This window comes from Bacillus sp. FSL R12-0074 (assembly GCF_038005725.1).
Taxonomy (GTDB): Bacteria; Bacillota; Bacilli; order Bacillales; family Bacillaceae_G; genus Bacillus_A; species Bacillus_A mycoides.
Window position 1 is genome coordinate 3,144,800 of record NZ_JBBOTR010000001.1, and the last position, 17,370, is coordinate 3,162,169.

The following is a 17,370-nucleotide window of genomic DNA, read 5'->3' on the forward strand; positions in this document are numbered from 1 at the left end:
GTTCTATTCCTGTTTAAAAGCAATATCTTTTGAAATGAATTCTGCATCTTTATGAATATCATTCCAACTTTCTTTAGCAGCTTTTAAATCATCCGGTATTAAAGAGAATTTGTGGTCTTGCATAGAATCGATATTATCCAGTAAATCTGTATAATTTGCACCCATTGTATTCCATTGCTTTTGAATATTTGTTAGAGATAATATCGCTTGATCTACAGTCTGATATAGATATGCCAATGTTTCTTTCGCGTTAGTAAGCGAAAGAACTGCTTGATTAGCACGATCTGCTTTCATACTTAATTCTCCGATTTTGTTAGAAATTTCGTTATAGGAGTCCATATGCTTAGATGCCGTGACACCCGCCGCAGTTCCTAGACCGATACCAGCTGCTCCAAGAGCTGAAAGTCCACCAACAACAGCTGGTGTTGCTGTACCACCAGTTACAACAATTACAACTGCTCCTCCAATAGCTGCAATAACTAAAATAGCTGCTCCCAATCCACCACCAATTGACCATGCTAATACATCATCAAAATGTTTTTTCTGAGTAGAACGAAGTTGCTCAATTTCAGCTTGAAGTTGCGGAATCGTTGCCTGTTGACCTGCTAATATTGCAGTTAATCCACCTTTGCCATCTGGACCACCAACATTATTTTTAAAATCTGTAGAATTTTGATATAGTTTCCCTTTGAAGTCTTGTAGCATCTTAATTACATCTGTAACCTCTTTTGAATTTGTATTAATTGTAGTAATTAAATCACTTATGCCCTCTTTTAGACCTGCCTTATCTTTCTTTTGTACAGTATCTACTAAAGTGTCGTAATAATTTTGAAATTGTTCATCGTAATTTACAATATTACGAGCTGTTTTTTGAATCTGTGGCTTCGCTTTATCTAACCAATAATTCGCATTGATTCGTGACAGTTCTTGATTAAGGTGAATATTTTTGAGCAACTCCCCTCCTTCTGATCCTAAATCGATATTAGATAAATTTACATTCGGTTGCTTAATCATTGTTTTTGCGTACAAATCCATTACAAGAATATGAGACCCTGTTTCAGCCAATGCTTTCTTCAGTCCCTCGGGACCTAAAGCATAATTGCCTACTTTTTGTTCTTGAGCGGTCGTTTCTTGTGCAAATGCATGAATAGTGTTACCAGTAGTAGCAGTTATAACCGTTGCCAGAGTGGCTAAAGTTAGCACTTTGAATGGGAATTTTTTCATAACTATTCTCCTTCTTTCGCTAGATTCTTATAATCTTTATAGTTTTTTTGAAAAACGTAATATCAAAATTTATATACCTGTTCTTCAAGGTAACTTATTACATTTTTTAATTGTCTTAATGTATCTTTTTGAGACTGCTCGTTAGTTGCATCAACATTAGTAGATAATTTTGTAATGTTATTTTTTATTAGATCCAAATCTTCTTTATAGCGCTTTAGTAGGTCAAGTTCTACATCTACTTGGTTTGCAAACGTATGCAAATCATTTTGTGAAAGAAGAAGCATTGATTTTTGTAAATCTGCTATTGATAGTTTCGTTGTTAAATCATATATTTTTTGGTTTTGTTTCTCTAAGTCATCTAAATATGCTCGCTGCTCTGCTGTTAGTTTATTTACTTCTGCGAAGACACCAAATGTTTTCTTAATCTTTTCAGTATCAATGGCTTTCATCAGGTCATATTCTTGCGTTTTTGCGGCTGCAGCTGCAGCTATTTCACCTTGTTTGCTTTTCTCAATTGCTTCACGAGCTGCTTTTTTGGCCGATTCAATCTCTAGAGCAGTTTTACCTTGTTCTGTCGCTTCTTGCGCCGCTTTTTTCTCCGCTTCTAGAATAGAGTTGTTAATTTCTTTTCCTTTGTTATACGCTGCCATCCCTGCTTGAGCAGCCGGTTCAATAATTTCTTTTGAAAGACTATAAACTTCTTTGAATATAGCAAATCCCTGCTCATTTAAAGCTCCTGGTATTAATGCAATTTGTTGTAAATCATTTTGAATTGCTTTTTTGGTATTTAATATTTCATTTTTTAACTGATCTATTTTTCCTGTTCCATCTGTACCTAATATGCCTTGCGCAGTTGCCACATTAGTATCGAAATCTTTTAATTTTTTATCAAGCTGTAATTTAAGATCTGTTAATTCATTAATTTGTCGTTGCGCATTTTCTTGATTCGTCATAGCCATTTCTTGAAGTACTTCAAGTCTATCCGAAAACCCTTCTCTATCTTCTTTATTGTCTACATACGATTTTAATGTCGGGTAATAGCTATTAAATTTCGTTACAAATCCTTTACTTTTTGAATTTAATAGAATTAACTGTGGATAGAGTTCCGATGACCATTCCTTCATATCTTGTTTAATTAGGAATTGATTGGTATTTAAAGCTGGGACTTCCTCTAGCTGTACATTAGGACTCATTAAAGATTGATCAATATACGTTTGGATTAATTTAGATTGCGCACCTAATTTTCGTAATGATGAAGAAATATCCATGCTTTCCTGTTGAGTTTCTGCTTGAACGATTGGTGCTGCGAGAGTATTGATAGGAATAGTTGCTCCAGTTACAATGGATGTTATTAAAAATCCTGTCATTATTTTATTTTTCATTCCGTACACTCCTTTACCATTGTTTTTTATAACTTGATTCATATAACTTGTACGCCCTAGCGCTAGGCTCTCTCCTTGCACACGCATGGGGAATGGGAAGTCTTTCGGATAGGGTGTTATCGTTATTATTTACTTCTAAGAGGATCTAAGGATTTTACTTCCCTCTCATTTAGATACTCTATTTTTCAAATAGTAAACGATAAAAATTCATCAGCTATATTTGAATTAGCTGCCCAATGAGTAGTAAAATATTATTTCCCCCTTAGAGCTGCTGTTTAACTTACAGATCCGTGAAGATAGATAACCATTGCTTCTAGAGTTAATCCTGTCATGACCTTTTTTTAATATCAATTTCATAATATGGTTTTTAGTTTTGTCAGCAATAGCCTTACAAGACTACAAAAGATGAAATTATACTGTACATTGCTTATACTTTTATTGCGGAATAAATTCACTTTTGCTATGTAGAAACTTAAAACCCATTTTTACAAAAATACTACTTTTGAGATTCTAAATACCTTAAAAATAAACTGATTATTAAGAAAATTATCAACAACATAGTGTTACTTGCAAATTTAATAACCTCTATTAGCTTGCTCTTCCCCCTTCTGTGTGGTCATACCAGTTATGTTGTTCATTAAAACATTAAATTTCCAATGCGTAAATAGCAAAATTTTGTCGATTGAGCTCGATAATTTAACTATTAAGTAAAAATACGAGCCTGAAAAATTATACTGATATAATTAACTAGGGATTACAGTTCTGTAATTGTAATGATTACAAATTAAAGTGTATACGGTTAATAAATAACCATTTTAGCTCAACCAAGCAATTTTATTTTTTAAAAAATACTTATAGAATAATTTAATAGGTTTTTTTATACTTTTTCCCCTTTATTTGGTTATGTATAATTGCATATACTATAGATATATCAAGTGATATATGTTATATTATTAAACTTTATGTAATAGTCCCTAATATCACCATTATTAAATACTTAACATGAAGATATTAATCTATAAACTTATTCCTCGTTATAACCATGGGTTTTAAAATATAAAAAAAGCCGCAAAGCTTTCTCGAAAAGAACCTTGGCGGCCTTCTGTTTTTTTGTCTCCTTAGAAAAATAACGGATAGTGTACTCTTTAAAATTAACAACATGTTATAAATCTTACCCTTGTCCTTTGGCTTCACTAAATGTTTCATGGACTCTTCAAGATCTATTTGAATACATATTCCTTTTCTAGATCAATCACATACCCTTTCTAGAGTAAAAGAAACAGTATGCTCAAGTTTTAGAGTTACTTGCGCGTATATTAAAGTTTTTTCACAAGAAACTGATACTAAGCTTATATTACGGTATATTTTTCACGATACTGTCTAGGTGTCATGTTAGTTGATTTTTTGAAAACCCTTGTAAAATAACTTTGGTCGTTAAAATTAAGCCAGGCACAAATATCTGATAGTGGATATGTAGTGAGTGTTAATAATTTTTTTGCTTCTTCCACTCGTTCCCTTTGAATAAATTCACTTAAAGGAATCCCCACTTCTTTTTTAAATAATTTAGATAAATAAGTAGGGGTAATATCCAAATGATTAGCGAGTTCATTGAGAGATATTCCATCGTAAACATTTTTACTAATATGATTCATACATGTAGTAACCGCATTTGAAAATTTTTGCGCATTGAATTCTTTCACCCGATCTGCAAAAGTACGTAAAGCATCTCCTGACAGTCGCCTTACAGAGTCCACGTTATCTAGTTGTTCCATGGTTTGGATATACAAAATACTAAGAGCAAAAGCAATGTCTGGTGGGAGATTACCTTCTATCGCATATCGAGTAGCTAAAGTAATCGCAATAATCCCATGGTTTTTTTGGTTTCTGAGTGGATCCGCTGTTAAAATTAATTCAGTATCTTCCTGCGAAACTGCATACATATATTGCAACAACTTCTTTTTATTTCCCTCTTTGATTGCTGAAAAATAATTATGTACTAATGCCATGTTGTGAGTTTTTGGTTTATTTTGTTGACGTTTTAAAATATATAGATCAGGTTTCACAATTTTATAGGGAACTTCCTCTAACACTTTATTTTTTTCTACAACAATATCAACATCTAACTTTTCATTGAAAATCATGTAATGCAATAAAATTCCCATATCAATTAAAGAAGTTTTTTTAACCTCAGGTAGGGATTGAAAATAGGTTAGTCTTTCTTGAATATTATTATTTGAGTTAAATTCTTTTCGAAGTTTAAAGGTTACATCATCCGATCCCTTTGGATATATAGTGGGGCCAATTATTATAGTCCCTTTTATATAATCATGATTTTCTATATGAATTAGGATGAAATTTTCAAGATAACTGTTACACCTGAAAAGTGGCAAATTATAGGGATCATTTTCTTGATAAATGTCACTAAGATGTTCTTCTTTAGAAGAATAAAAAGGACTACAAATATCCTCAGAATTAGAATGATATAAGATTTTTTTGTCTGTGGATAAAATGTGAACAGGTACATTAAAGGCTTTATGTGCGAGATCACACAAGTGTTGTATATCGATAGAATTATTCATTACCTTCTCCTCTTAATTAGATTACTGATAAATTTTCACATCGTTCCTGTATAGGTTCATAAATTATTTTCCGTCAGGTATAACTCACGACAAAATATTACTATAAAATATCAAATTAGTACAATTCACGACAAAATATTACTATATTTTTTTATGAAAATCATATATTATTTATTTGTAAGTAGCATCTAAATATCAGAGTAGTTAGGAAAAGTGTGAAAGAAATAGATTCTTTTCTTATAATTTTCTAAACGACAATGAAATGAGTTGAGGTCGTTTCTTAATTCTCCAAGATCTAATCATAGAACTTGAGAAAACAGTGAAGAACCTACAAAATACAGAAACAAGGGATGATTGGAGTATACAACTCTAGTAAGTAATAGCTTCTTGCTAATCCTGCGAAAAATCTAGCCTTTGCGGATACATTGCCAGACGAACTAGAATATGCCCCAGGTACATTACAAATAGTAGGCTAAACAGTGACAGATACATTCGATACAGACAAAAGTAAATTTAATGTAGGAAAAGAAAACGAAGAATTTTGGGATGTGACACATACAGAGTGGCATACAATGGTACTCCATGCGAGGGACAAGCTGGAAAAAAGATTAAAAATACAGTGAAAGTCCAAGGAGATACTGTATCACCGTAAGAACTAACAGCCAAAAATTCAAGCACTTGGACAAACTGAGATTAAAAAAGTGGATGCTGCAAATTCGAATATAAAACTGATAAACTGCTGTATTCCAAATTTTTGACAAAGATAATAAAGAAGTCGAAAATTTAACAGCAGATGAAAATGATAAAGCTATTTCTGAACCACTATGCTTCGGAAAATTCACGTTGGAAGAAATTCAAGCACCAAATAGGTCTACGTTATTTAAAGATCTAATTGAGGGAAAGGTCTTATCATCAGTACAAAAATAAAAATAGAAAACACAAAAAGCGAATGGAATATTAAAAATACTGACGATATAGGTCGCAACATTAGTTTTAGTTTCCGCAAAAGCGGAAGAAATAAATAGATTCCAAAATTATTAGGAATAGCAGCGGTGACACAACATATAAATAATTTTTTTATATGTTGTTAATCTTTGTAGTATCAGTCTTTATGCTACCTAGCTTTATTACTCCATCACATAAACATATTATTTATTTTCTAAGTACAATGGCTATTAATTAACAAAAACAACACCTCTAATTAAGAGGTGCAGTAACATAAATCCAAAGTAATAGTAGACATTAGACACTTATTTCACTGTAAATTGACCTCAAAATAATAGTTACTGCAATATCAGGATTTGTTTATTCTATAACAAAAGAAATGTCACTTAAGCATTCTTTGTATGCTACTTTTAATTAATATATATGACACCCTTAATTTCCCACTCTATTTTTAGTTAAGAATCAAAATACTGAAGCCAATGAAATTGTATTACATTGGCTTCAGTATTTCAGATTTAAAATTACGAATAAAAACAAAATATCGTTTAAACACCCTGTTTTTAATCGTGTGAAATTTAATCCTTATCGATACGTATGACATTCACATGACCACTAAAAACCCTTAAAAATCAATCTGAGAGTCCGTTTTTCTGATTCACAATCATTTTTTTAAAATTTATGTGAAAAATCAATATTTAGTAAATCTTATTATCCGAGACACAATTATTGCCGTAATCAAGATAATAAGGGCGGTTATCAAGCCAGATTCTCCAATCCAAATCTCAGTTTGATATCCTGTACTTGCACGTGCGAAAGGTCCTTGAATAATGGCATTCCAAGTAGTATGGATGATAACCGAAGGCCAAATGCTACCTGTGATAAGTCGTAAATAAGCTGTAATATAACTGAATGGCACAATACAAAAATAGATGCCAAGTACTGAAAGAAAGACAGATGGTCCCTCTACATATAGACCAGCAATAACAATTGGAACATGCCACGTTGCCCAAATCAATCCACTAATAAGGATGGGCCGTGAAAACTCTGCATCGACTAGCCTTGTGAGCATATAACCTCGCCAGCCCATTTCTTCTCCCAAAACTGGGATTAAGTTAAGCAAACTTCCTAAAATGCCGCTCAATATTACTAGATAAATGAAACTGAATGGTGCCGATAGATACTGAAGTCCAAGTATATTGTAGATTGGTTCTAACATACCACCTTCGGGATGCTGAAACTTCGCAATTCCGCTCAACCAGGCGATAGAATAAGTAATTCCACAAATAATCATAGGTATTAGCAGAGCAAGACCAATTCCCTTCCATATCTTTAAGTTACCGAGACTAAAAGATACATCTTTAAACCCTTCTTTCAGTATTATGCGAGTCAAAATAGAAGAAAATGCTGGGGTAAACATATATACCACAATAAGCGGCATACTTTTAGTAATCATTACTACTAAATTTAGAATAATAGAAGTAATGAACAAGATAGTTAAAAAGAGTCGAAGTCCTCTTTTTGCACGTTGGACTTTATCTTTATTGCGGCATGATTCTGCATGTAATATCATTGTAATCCGCCCTTCCCCTTTTATTAATTTGTTTATCGAACCGACTTCCTGTCATTTCAACAAATTCAACTTAGAATGAAAATATTTTGGCATATAGATTAATCCATCTTTAAAACCCCTCTCAAATTCATAATCTCGTCTTACTTGCGATTCAATAATGTAATTATTATTCATAAGTTGTCATAACCGATAGTACGAAAGTGTAATGATTAGCCAATGACCTGTGTCAAAAAATCTTATGACAATATGTAACTAGAAAATATGATATGGAATAGATGAAAATTGAATTAAGGCGATTGATTCGTGCAAGTACATGGATCAATCTTGCTTTTGAAAATAATTCAATTGAGGTGGAAAAAATGAATAAGAAAAGAATGGTTGCAATGGTTAGTACAGCTTTATTAGTCACAGGATGTGGAGAAGTAGGAAAGGCTCAAACAGTAGCAGTCGAAAATTCAGGCCAATCAATCCAAAAAAATATAGTTAAATCAATACAATCACAGGCTAACCCATTAAGAACGATAGAACCGTCAAAACCATTTGAGGATTTAAAACCACTTAAGAACATGATTGGGAGCGCACAATATGTAGGATTAGGAGAGAATACTCATGGAAGCTCTGAAATTTTCACCATGAAATTTCGCCTTGTGAAATATTTGGTTACTGAGATGGGTTTTACGAATTTTGGAATGGAAGAAGATTGGGGAAACGGCTTAAAACTAAATGAATATATCCAAACAGGAAAAGGAAACCCTAGGGAATTTTTAAAATTGTTATATCCTACTGATGAAATTATTGCCATGATTGAATGGATGAAGGATTATAATGCTAATCCTTCCAATAAAAAAAAGATCCAATTTATTGGACTAGACTTAAAGACGCTGGACCAAAGTGTCTTTAATAAAGTAATTGATTATGTAAAGCTGCATCGACCAGATTTGCTGGCAGAAGTAGAAGAAAATTATAAAGAACTGTCATCTTTCACTGGAAGTGTACAGGAATACATGACGCTTGCTCCTGAAATGAAAAAAAAGTTCAAGGCAAACGCTGAGAAAGTAGCCCAATTACTTAAAGATGAGAATGGGCAGGCAAACACAGAAATAGTTTCATCCGAGTACATCTGGGTAAAAGCAACAGCGAATGCAATAGAGAAATTCACCACAATGCTGCTTCCTAATGACTATCCAAGTATGATAAAGCTACATGAGCAATACATGGCCGATCAAGCAATGTGGGCACAAGAGACATTGGGTGGTAAAACTATGGTATGGGGACACAATATTCATATAGCTAAAGGAATTATCGATGAGAAATTATATCCTTATGCTGCGGGGCAGTTTTTGAAGGAACGTTTAGAGAATAATTATGTCACAATTGGTAGTACAACTACGGAGGGGAAATTCACATTATACAGCGAATATAATCCTTCCACCGGAGGTAAGATTGCAACGGATACTATTCCACAAGATGTAAATAGTTTCAATTATACCCTTGGAAAAGTCCCGTATAAAATGTTTTTGTTAGATAACCGTCACCTTAAAGGGCAAGCAGATAAATGGGTTAGAGAAAAAAGGCCATTACTGAGTATTGGGGGACAACTCCTGCCGAACGGTTCGTTATACTTTGATACTTCATTGCGTGAGCAATTTGATATTATTTTTCACATTCGAAAAACAAGTCCATCTCATATTAAATAAAAGTACAAAACAATCCCGTTCTTGCATCTGCAAGAACGGGATTGTTTTATGGAGATTAATATAAGCATCTTTTTTAACCAGAAGTAGGTTACTCTCCCCTTTTTAGCATCATTTAAAAATGTCATATGACATTTTTACACTGGTGAATTTGACAAAAAAAGCAGTATGATGCGGTTATTACACAGAGAGGAGCGATGAACTTTATGAAATCAAGATTCATCCAGAATGGTTATTTTTTATTGCTAACTTTCGTTACAGGATTGTTTTATTTTTGTTTTTACCTAATAGCTTTGCTATTCAGTTTCACCCTTTCATTTACGGTAGTTGGGATTCCATTAGTTATACGAGTACTACAGACTACCACACCTTTTATCCAATTCGAGCGTATACAGACGAAAATTTATACCGATATTTCGACTGACTCTTACGATAGAAGTATAACAACGGATACATCAAACTGGGCTCAGGTGAAATTAGGACTTACGGATCGTCGCACCTGGTCTGCTGTCTTTTGGTTAATGCAGAAATTTGTGATTGGCATTTTCAGTCTCATTAGTGTAATCATTTTTTATATAATGCCACTTATGTTCCTGTTGGCACCACTACTGTATCGATACATCGATATGAATATTATTTTCATACAGATAGATACTTTTTCCAAGTCACTCTTTGTCATGTCTATGGGTATAGTGTCTATCGCCATAAGTATTAGAATAGTAGATGGTTTGACAAAGAAATTTGGTGGTTATACACGTAGTATGATTCGGCAACTAAATCGATAGAAGTTTGCAGTCTGTGAGAGGATCGCAGTGTAAAATTAAAAAGTATAACAATGCATAAAGGATTAATTTATAATATAAGAAGTAAAAAGGTAGGCTACTTAGGGGGTAAATAACTTGTTAGATATGGTTAAGTATTGGTTTTGGTATGATTGGATTATGTTAGGGGTCCGTCTAATTGCTAGTGTGTCTATCATCCTAGCTACATTAAATTTTCAGGATGGTTTAACATTGCCACTTTGGATTATTATTCTTTGGGAGGTTGTTGCCTTCTCTATTCCATGGGTAGCCTTACTGTTCAATTATAAATATTACTTGTTCACAGAAATACTGCTATATGGTGGACTGTCTATATATTTAACCTCTTTATTTCCGGAAGCTTACAACACATTTCTTATATCGGTATTTCTTATCGCTGCGAATAGTAAGCATTCGTCCTATTATTGGACAGCTCCAACAACAGTTTTTATAACAACTGGAATTTTTTATGCAGTTGCGCCAAGTAATAACTATTGGATTATGGTCACCTACTACGGACTCTCTTATGTAATGGGGTTTGCTTTTCATTTATTAATCGTCAATCATAAACAAAATGAAGCGATTCGTAAACAAAACGCGGTACTTGAGCAATATATGTCTCAAATCGAACGCATTACACTGGCAGAGGAACGAAACAGGCTGTCGAGCGAGCTTCATGATACAGTTGGTCACGCTTATACTTCTATTATTATGGGGATGGAAACGTTGCGCACCGAGCTTGCTACCGAAATGGGTATTCAGAGGCTAGATTCTCTGCTTGAAATGGGACGTAAAAGCATCGAGGACGTGAGAGGTTACCTACATCAAATGGAGTCTCCGTGTCAATCGCCTTCCTTGATTCAATCTCTACAAAATCTTGGAGCCGAATTTCAGGAGCACGCTCGGGTGAATGTAAGCTTTCGAGCATTCGGAGAAGAATACCAACTGTCTCGGCAAGCGAAGATAGCGTTTATTCGTTGCTTACAAGAGTCCCTTACGAATGCAGTACGTCATGGTCAGGGGACTGAAATTATAGTTTCATTGCAGTTTGAACAACAATATACGAGGCTGGAAGTGCAAGATAATGGAAAGGGAAATGTAGAATGGCAGGAAGGCTTCGGTATGAATGCTATGAAAGAGCGGGCAATGAATTTACAAGGTCAATTGTCTGTATATACAAAGCCAGAGGAAGGAATGCTTGTTACATGTACCATACCGCGACAAACTGAAATAAGAGATGGACTTATTCGTTTGTTAATTGTAGACGACCAGCCATTTGTTCGGGAAAGTTTGAGGACACTACTCGATAGATATGAAGATTTAAATGTAGTCGGTTTGGCTGAGGATGGCAATCAAGCCATCGATTTGTGTGGGCGCCTTCAACCCCACGTTGTACTTATGGATTTAGATATGCAGCACATGGATGGAGTCGAAGCAACCAAAAAGATAAAGCAACAATGGCCACATATCCGCGTATTGATTTTTACAACGTTTCAGGATACGGAACAGGCGCTGGACTCGCTTCGTAACGGTGCGGATGGTTTTTTACTTAAATCTATTGAAACATTGGAGCTAGCTAATACGATCCGACTTATTCACAGAGGTGGGACACTAATTGATCAGGGAATGTCTCACAAAATATTTGAGAAGTTTGATGAGCAAATCGAGACACCACAATCAAAAGCTACTGCTTATGAGCTAACAACCAGAGAGATAGAAATATTGCAGCTAGTAGCAAAAGGACTCCGATACACTACAATAGCTTCAAGGTTATATTTGTCGAGTGGTACAGTCAGGAACTACGCTTCCTCGGCTTACACAAAGTTAGGGGTGCGTAACAAGGAAGAAGCTGTCCAGAAGGCTCTAGAAATTGGAGTTATTGAATAAGAAAAATGTTTGTTGTTTCTTTAGAGCTAAGTAAGCTGTAGTTACAAGATGCCGTAAAGGATAAAACTACGGATTTTATTGAATATCATTTTTGATAGATAATTTTAGAAAGATAAATCCTGTTTTAATAAACTTTAAATAGCGTTACTACATTCAATATGTAATAACGCTATTGTTGTCTATATTGGAATTACACGTCTTTATTAGAACTATACAGAAGACAGTTTCAAGTCTTTTCATCTGATAATTATTCCTTTCTAATTCAAAATAAATATCTCGTAATTTCTCCACCTACAGAACTATTTATATGTGAGAATCCCTCTAACCCAAATGTCTCCTAATTCACTAGCTGTCTCTATACTTATCTACCCAATAACAGGTGAAATTATAATTTTATTTCTTTACCAATAATTATCCATTTATATTTCCGCATGAATAAAACCTTACTTAATTATATAAAAAATACATAATTAAATAAGGTTTGGAGTGTTTCAAATTCACATCAACATATCCGCATATCCGCTATCCGCATGAAGTACCCACATTATTCTCCCGTTTCATATGCTTCTCTAAATAGATTTTTGTTGTTTGGATATTTTCGTGGCCCAGCGTTTGCATTAAATGATATAGATCCGAATTTCCTTGTTCAACTGCCACGATTGCAAATGCATGACGGAATGTATGTGCTGTTACAGGATTTTCACGATACTGTAGAAAATCTAGATTTGTCTTTTTTATCATGTCTGTTACTTGATTTGATAACGTTTTTGGATTATAAAAATTCCCTCTTTGATTTACAAATAAAGGACATTCTTCTCTATTTACCTATATCTACATTTTTTATAATTTATTATGAAATGTATATTGATTTAAAATATTTTGTTCAAAATATTAAATTGGGATTTTCAGGGAATTAAAACAGTTGTTTGTTCTCTTTTTAAAATTCACATAATTCCCGAATATCTAAAGGGCAAATGTTAAGGTTTGGTATATAATAAAAGCAACCCGTAGTTAGAGTGTTTGCTCCGATTCAAGTTATGAGATAGTTTGTTTCACTTTTTATTTTCAAATTCAATATTACGGGTAGTACCAGCGAAGCTGCCACTACCCGTAATAAGGTGAAAAGATTATTATCATGGCTAGTGTTGAACACCTTATTAATGTTCACATAAAAAAACGTAGAGAAATCCCCTACGTTTTTCATTCACTCCTATTTTCAATATTTTTCAATACAAATTTCACTGGAAGTTTCTTTGATTTGATAACTACCAGATAAAAGTTTCCTTGTCTAACTAATCAGCAAAAAAACTTGTAGGAATCATTATCTAGAGTTTTATTTTTCTCTACCGATTTAACCTCTCGACAGCTTCCGCACTTGTATCTACACGTTTAACGAAAAAAACTAATAGCAGTGCAACAATATTCATGCCAAGCGCTACATAGAATGAATATTGAATTCCCGATAATAAAGCCTTCTGAGTTAATACTGCCTTCGTAGCTTCTGTGAAGGTTGTTGGATCTACATCAGACATTAGACTTTCAGCTTTTGTTTTTGTTACAGAATTCATAATCGTAACAAGAATAGCAGTACCAATCGAACCGGACACTTGTTGAGCTGTATTATTAACAGCCGTACCGTGCGGATTTAAACGAGTTGGCAATTGATTAAGGCCATTTGTCATAAGTGGCATCATCACCATTGCCATCCCAAACATCCGCAGTGTGTAAATAAGAATAATATGTGTGTGACTAGAGTCAATTTGCAGGTTTGCCAACATATAAGTTGAAACAGCTGTAATGGAAAGTCCTACTATGCCAAGAATCCGAGGGCCATATTTATCAAATAGTTTACCTGTAATTGGTGACATAACCCCCATTATTACCGCACCTGGAAGCATCATCAGCCCAGAGTTCAGCGGCGAAATACCACGGACGTTTTGTACATAAGCTGGTGTTAAAATCATACCCGAAAACATGGCCACCGCGTTGACAATTGCAATTACAGACGCAAGTGCAAACATTGGGTACTTGTAAACACGTAAATCCAATAACGGCTCATTCATTTTTAATTGACGGATAATGAAAGTAATTAGGGCAATAGCGCCTATGATTAAGGTTGTTAAGACAACTTTATTCGTCCAACCATCGGAGCTTGCAGAACTGAATCCATATAACAAACCGCCAAAACCGACAGAAGATAATAGTAATGAGAGATAATCAAGTTTTGCATTTTTGTTTTGTTTCATGACATTCTCAGATTTCCAAATCCCTAACAGTAAACTAATGATTGCTAACGGTAAAATCATTTCAAAAAGCAAACGCCAGTCATAATACTCTACAATATAACCTGATAGTGTCGGTCCAATTGCTGGAGCTGTAATCATAACCAATCCAAAAATCCCCATTGCTGTTCCCCTTTTTTCTCTTGGAAAGCTTACTAGCATAATATTCATTAACAAAGGCCCCATGACTGAAGAACCTGCTGCTTGAACCATCCGGCCAGTAAGTAATAAATCAAAGTTCGGTGCTAAAGCCGCTAAGGCCGTACCAAGAATAAAAATCACCATAGATGTAATAAATAAGCTCCTATTGGAGAAGCGGGTTATTAAAAATGCTGATGCCGGAATTAATATACCACTTACAAGCATATACCCTGTAGAAAGCCACTGGATCGTTGAATAATCTTTAATGTCTAAATCCTTCATTATTGATGGCAAGGCTACATTTAAAAGCGAGTTGTTTAGAAATGAAACAAATGCCCCAATAAAAAGGATTACAAGCATTAAATATGGTGGTTTTCTTTTATGTAATGTTTCACTCATATATTTATTTGCCCCTTCATTATAAATTTCATTGATTAGTTTAAATCGTTTGCATATCTGCACAAGAATACATTATCCTTGCAGTATTTTGCCAAACTCTTCGAATGGATATTCTCTTTTTAGCAATTCTACTTGCTCAACATAACATTTTAAAATCTTTTTTATTGATTAAACCTTTATAAACATTTAAATAAGATTTTGAATGAATATATAAACACGTTTGTTAACGGAAATTAAATTAGGCCTGAAATAAACAAAAGGAGTAACTGAAAATCCTCTTCTAAAATAAAGTGAAACTTTAATCAGTGGGGCTCTTACAGGCAGCCCCCCCATCTAACTTCTTTGCTTTCGCTGAATTTTGAGGCGGGGGTCTTACTGCCGACAAATAGCGGGATAAATCAACAAGACCACGCACCCATTCCTTTAAATACGGGCTTGTAGATCTAGTTATGTAACTATCCATAAAAAGGAATATTACATAGGCTAAATCTAACATTACATTTTTAAAGTGAGGGGAATAAGCGTATGCACCAATATTGGTATTTGAATTCAAAGGGAAACAGGGAACAATATAATAACCAAATTTCAATGGCATCATTATATTCACAGCTCCAAATAACTAAAGCTGAGGGAATAAATGGTTTGAAGATTCCTGGGAATTGGAGTTATCGAGTCTATCCAGTTGGTTGGGATTCATCAGCCGATTATACGGGTTTCAATCCCCAGCCCTCCCCCTTCTCTTGGGGCCAGCCAAATAATTATGCGGGGATGATGCCCCAAGGACATCCTGCTAATTGGGCTCCATTATCAGGCCATGCAGGTTTCAATTTTCAAAAACCCCCCTTCCCTTGGGCTCAACCATTCAATCATACAGGGATGTTCGCACAAGGGCATCTTGCCGCTTTACTATCGCCGCCAGCCAAGGCTTTTAACTTTAGTACCAATAACTCGGGTGTTTTTGGAAACCCTCCAGGATGGGGTGGTTCATGGGCCCCAATGGGATGGGGGAATAACGGAGGTAACGGTCAGCCAGGAATGCTTGGAAACTTACTTACAGTAGGAAAAGGCACCATGAATGGAATAGGAATGATTAGTAGTCTAATCGGTATGGGGAAGTTCTTCTTTTAGTTAATTAGAACGGGAGGATAGGTCCGTAGCCCAGACTTAAAAAAACATTTCCTTTTCCATTGATTTAGTCTTCTTAAACATGCCCCCTCAATGTATTTATTGCATGCTTCCAATACTCCATCTAAGTTTTTTCCTCGTCTTTCAAATTATAAAAACATCTGTTACCTTGTATCTGATAAGGGATAGTTGAAGGTGATTGCATCTGTTAGCTTAATAGAGATGTGGTAGCACCAACAAAACGCGAATTTCGTACGTTAAGATTCTTTCAACATAAAGATTGCTGATAACTTGTACGTGTCAGTAATACCATCTAGCTATAGAGTGCCGAAAAAAGTGAAGCAAACAAAATATTAATCTCTTTCTCCCTATTTTAGAAAGAGTTGGAGTAGATTACGTAGTTCCTTTCGTATATTTCATAGTAACTTTTGCTGTTATAGCAATTATATTAGCGGTTATCTCATTTTGTAGTCGTACCGAAAAGAAAATTTTATCTATCATCGGTTTAACCTTTACGTTATTTAATGCAGCAATTATTTTATTTTTCCTTTGGTTCGGTTACCATTTCACATAAAATAAAAATTAGGCGAAGTAAGGGAAGTCCTTTGACTTCCCTTACTTCGCCTTTAAAAAATAATTAGTGAATGTCTCACTATTTTTTACACAATTGTAATTATAGTGTTTTTTGACATTTGATCATTATAAATTTAAATGGAGGTTTACTTGCCATATTTTTATGCGGCTCCACAATTTCCGTAGTTTCCATCAGTCCATATTTTCCAAAGTCTTGTTTTACCGAGTCAACATCATAAAAATACATTTTTACCCCTTCCATTATCTCGAAGTAGTCTTTACCCAGTTGTTTCCCCTTCCCAAACATTGGGGCATCTTTTGAAATAGTAGTAAAAATCATATATCCGTTTGGTTTTAACTGACTATAGCAATCTTTAATAAACTTCTCTCTCATCCTTATTCAACAAATGAATAAGTGCATAAGAAAATATGCCATCATACAGTTTGTTATCAAAAGGCATATCCGTAACTGAACCGTGGAAGAAATTAGCATTGAGTTCATTTTCCCTCGCCAATTCAATCGCCGTTTTTGAAATTTCAATACCTGTTACATGTATTCCGTTATCAATAAAAACCTTTGCATTTCTTCCATATCCAATACCAGGAATCAATATATCCTTCACTTTCTTTTCAAGGAAAAAATCCTTCGTCAAAATTGCGGAATCTGCAGCTTCAAATCCCCACATCATTTGATTTTCTATAAAACTTGCTTCCCAAAATTCTGTCATACATCAATCTCCTTTATATATCGTTGTTTACCGTTGAATGT

Annotated in this window: 11 protein-coding genes and 3 pseudogenes; 7 read left to right on the forward strand and 7 right to left on the reverse strand. The window is 34.4% G+C overall.

Features of this window, described 5'->3' with window-relative positions; translation table 11 throughout:
• Positions 1-3 precede the first annotated feature (3 nt).
• The 3 genes from hblD to NSS97_RS16370 form a co-directional block, all read right to left on the reverse strand.
• Entirely contained in the window at positions 4-1,224 is a 1,221-nt protein-coding gene (gene hblD, locus NSS97_RS16360; protein ID WP_002128070.1) for a hemolytic enterotoxin HBL lytic component L1, read from the reverse strand.
• Between the two features lie 62 nt (positions 1,225-1,286).
• On the reverse strand, positions 1,287-2,606 hold the full coding sequence (gene hblC, locus NSS97_RS16365) for a hemolytic enterotoxin HBL lytic component L2 (RefSeq protein ID WP_088064481.1): 1,320 nt from the start codon (positions 2,604-2,606) through the stop codon (positions 1,287-1,289).
• Positions 2,607-3,955: 1,349 nt separating this feature from the next.
• Positions 3,956-5,185 (reverse strand): helix-turn-helix domain-containing protein, encoded by a 1,230-nt coding sequence (locus NSS97_RS16370; RefSeq protein ID WP_044444141.1) that lies wholly within the window; start codon positions 5,183-5,185, stop codon positions 3,956-3,958.
• Between the two features lie 479 nt (positions 5,186-5,664).
• Here NSS97_RS16370 and NSS97_RS16375 point away from each other — a divergent pair, with 479 nt between their 5' ends.
• Positions 5,665-5,808 carry a hypothetical protein gene (locus NSS97_RS16375; protein WP_000132592.1) on the forward strand — a complete coding sequence of 48 codons (144 nt, stop codon included), beginning with the start codon at positions 5,665-5,667 and terminating at the stop codon, positions 5,806-5,808.
• Positions 5,809-5,935: 127 nt separating this feature from the next.
• Positions 5,936-6,112 (forward strand): SpaA isopeptide-forming pilin-related protein, encoded by a 177-nt coding sequence (locus NSS97_RS30525; RefSeq protein WP_157835323.1) that lies wholly within the window; start codon positions 5,936-5,938, stop codon positions 6,110-6,112.
• 706 nt (positions 6,113-6,818) lie between these two features.
• On the opposite strand, the gene NSS97_RS16380 is transcribed toward NSS97_RS30525, so the two are convergent.
• Positions 6,819-7,700 (reverse strand): CPBP family intramembrane glutamic endopeptidase, encoded by an 882-nt coding sequence (locus NSS97_RS16380; RefSeq protein ID WP_002128073.1) that lies wholly within the window; start codon positions 7,698-7,700, stop codon positions 6,819-6,821.
• A 359-nt stretch (positions 7,701-8,059) separates the two neighbouring features.
• Here NSS97_RS16380 and NSS97_RS16385 point away from each other — a divergent pair, with 359 nt between their 5' ends.
• The 3 genes from NSS97_RS16385 to NSS97_RS16395 all read left to right on the forward strand — a co-directional run bounded on the left by NSS97_RS16385 (position 8,060) and on the right by NSS97_RS16395 (position 12,081).
• Positions 8,060-9,397: an erythromycin esterase family protein gene (locus NSS97_RS16385; protein WP_044443494.1), complete on the forward strand. Its 1,338-nt coding sequence runs from the start codon at positions 8,060-8,062 to the stop codon at positions 9,395-9,397.
• Between the two features lie 203 nt (positions 9,398-9,600).
• The gene (locus NSS97_RS16390; RefSeq protein WP_002168043.1) at positions 9,601-10,179 is read left to right on the forward strand and encodes a sensor domain-containing protein; all 579 of its coding nucleotides are present in this window, start codon (positions 9,601-9,603) and stop codon (positions 10,177-10,179) included.
• 114 nt (positions 10,180-10,293) lie between these two features.
• Complete coding sequence (locus tag NSS97_RS16395) at positions 10,294-12,081, forward strand: helix-turn-helix transcriptional regulator (RefSeq protein WP_002128076.1); 1,788 nt, start codon at positions 10,294-10,296, stop codon at positions 12,079-12,081.
• A gap of 522 nt (positions 12,082-12,603) precedes the next feature.
• On the opposite strand, the pseudogene NSS97_RS16400 reads toward NSS97_RS16395, so the two are convergent.
• Both NSS97_RS16400 and NSS97_RS16405 read right to left on the reverse strand, forming a co-directional pair.
• Positions 12,604-12,897, reverse strand: a pseudogene (locus NSS97_RS16400) (tyrosine-type recombinase/integrase); the annotation flags it as partial.
• Positions 12,898-13,424: 527 nt separating this feature from the next.
• Entirely contained in the window at positions 13,425-14,903 is a 1,479-nt protein-coding gene (locus NSS97_RS16405; protein WP_107886611.1) for a DHA2 family efflux MFS transporter permease subunit, read from the reverse strand.
• Positions 14,904-15,428: 525 nt separating this feature from the next.
• Here NSS97_RS16405 and NSS97_RS16410 point away from each other — a divergent pair.
• Complete coding sequence (locus NSS97_RS16410) at positions 15,429-16,031, forward strand: hypothetical protein (protein ID WP_341113417.1); 603 nt, start codon at positions 15,429-15,431, stop codon at positions 16,029-16,031.
• Between the two features lie 346 nt (positions 16,032-16,377).
• A pseudogene (locus NSS97_RS16415) lies at positions 16,378-16,602 on the forward strand (hypothetical protein); the annotation flags it as partial.
• 99 nt (positions 16,603-16,701) lie between these two features.
• Here NSS97_RS16415 and NSS97_RS16420 read toward each other — a convergent pair.
• A pseudogene (locus NSS97_RS16420) lies at positions 16,702-17,329 on the reverse strand (class I SAM-dependent methyltransferase).
• Between the last annotated feature and the right edge of the window lie 41 nt (positions 17,330-17,370).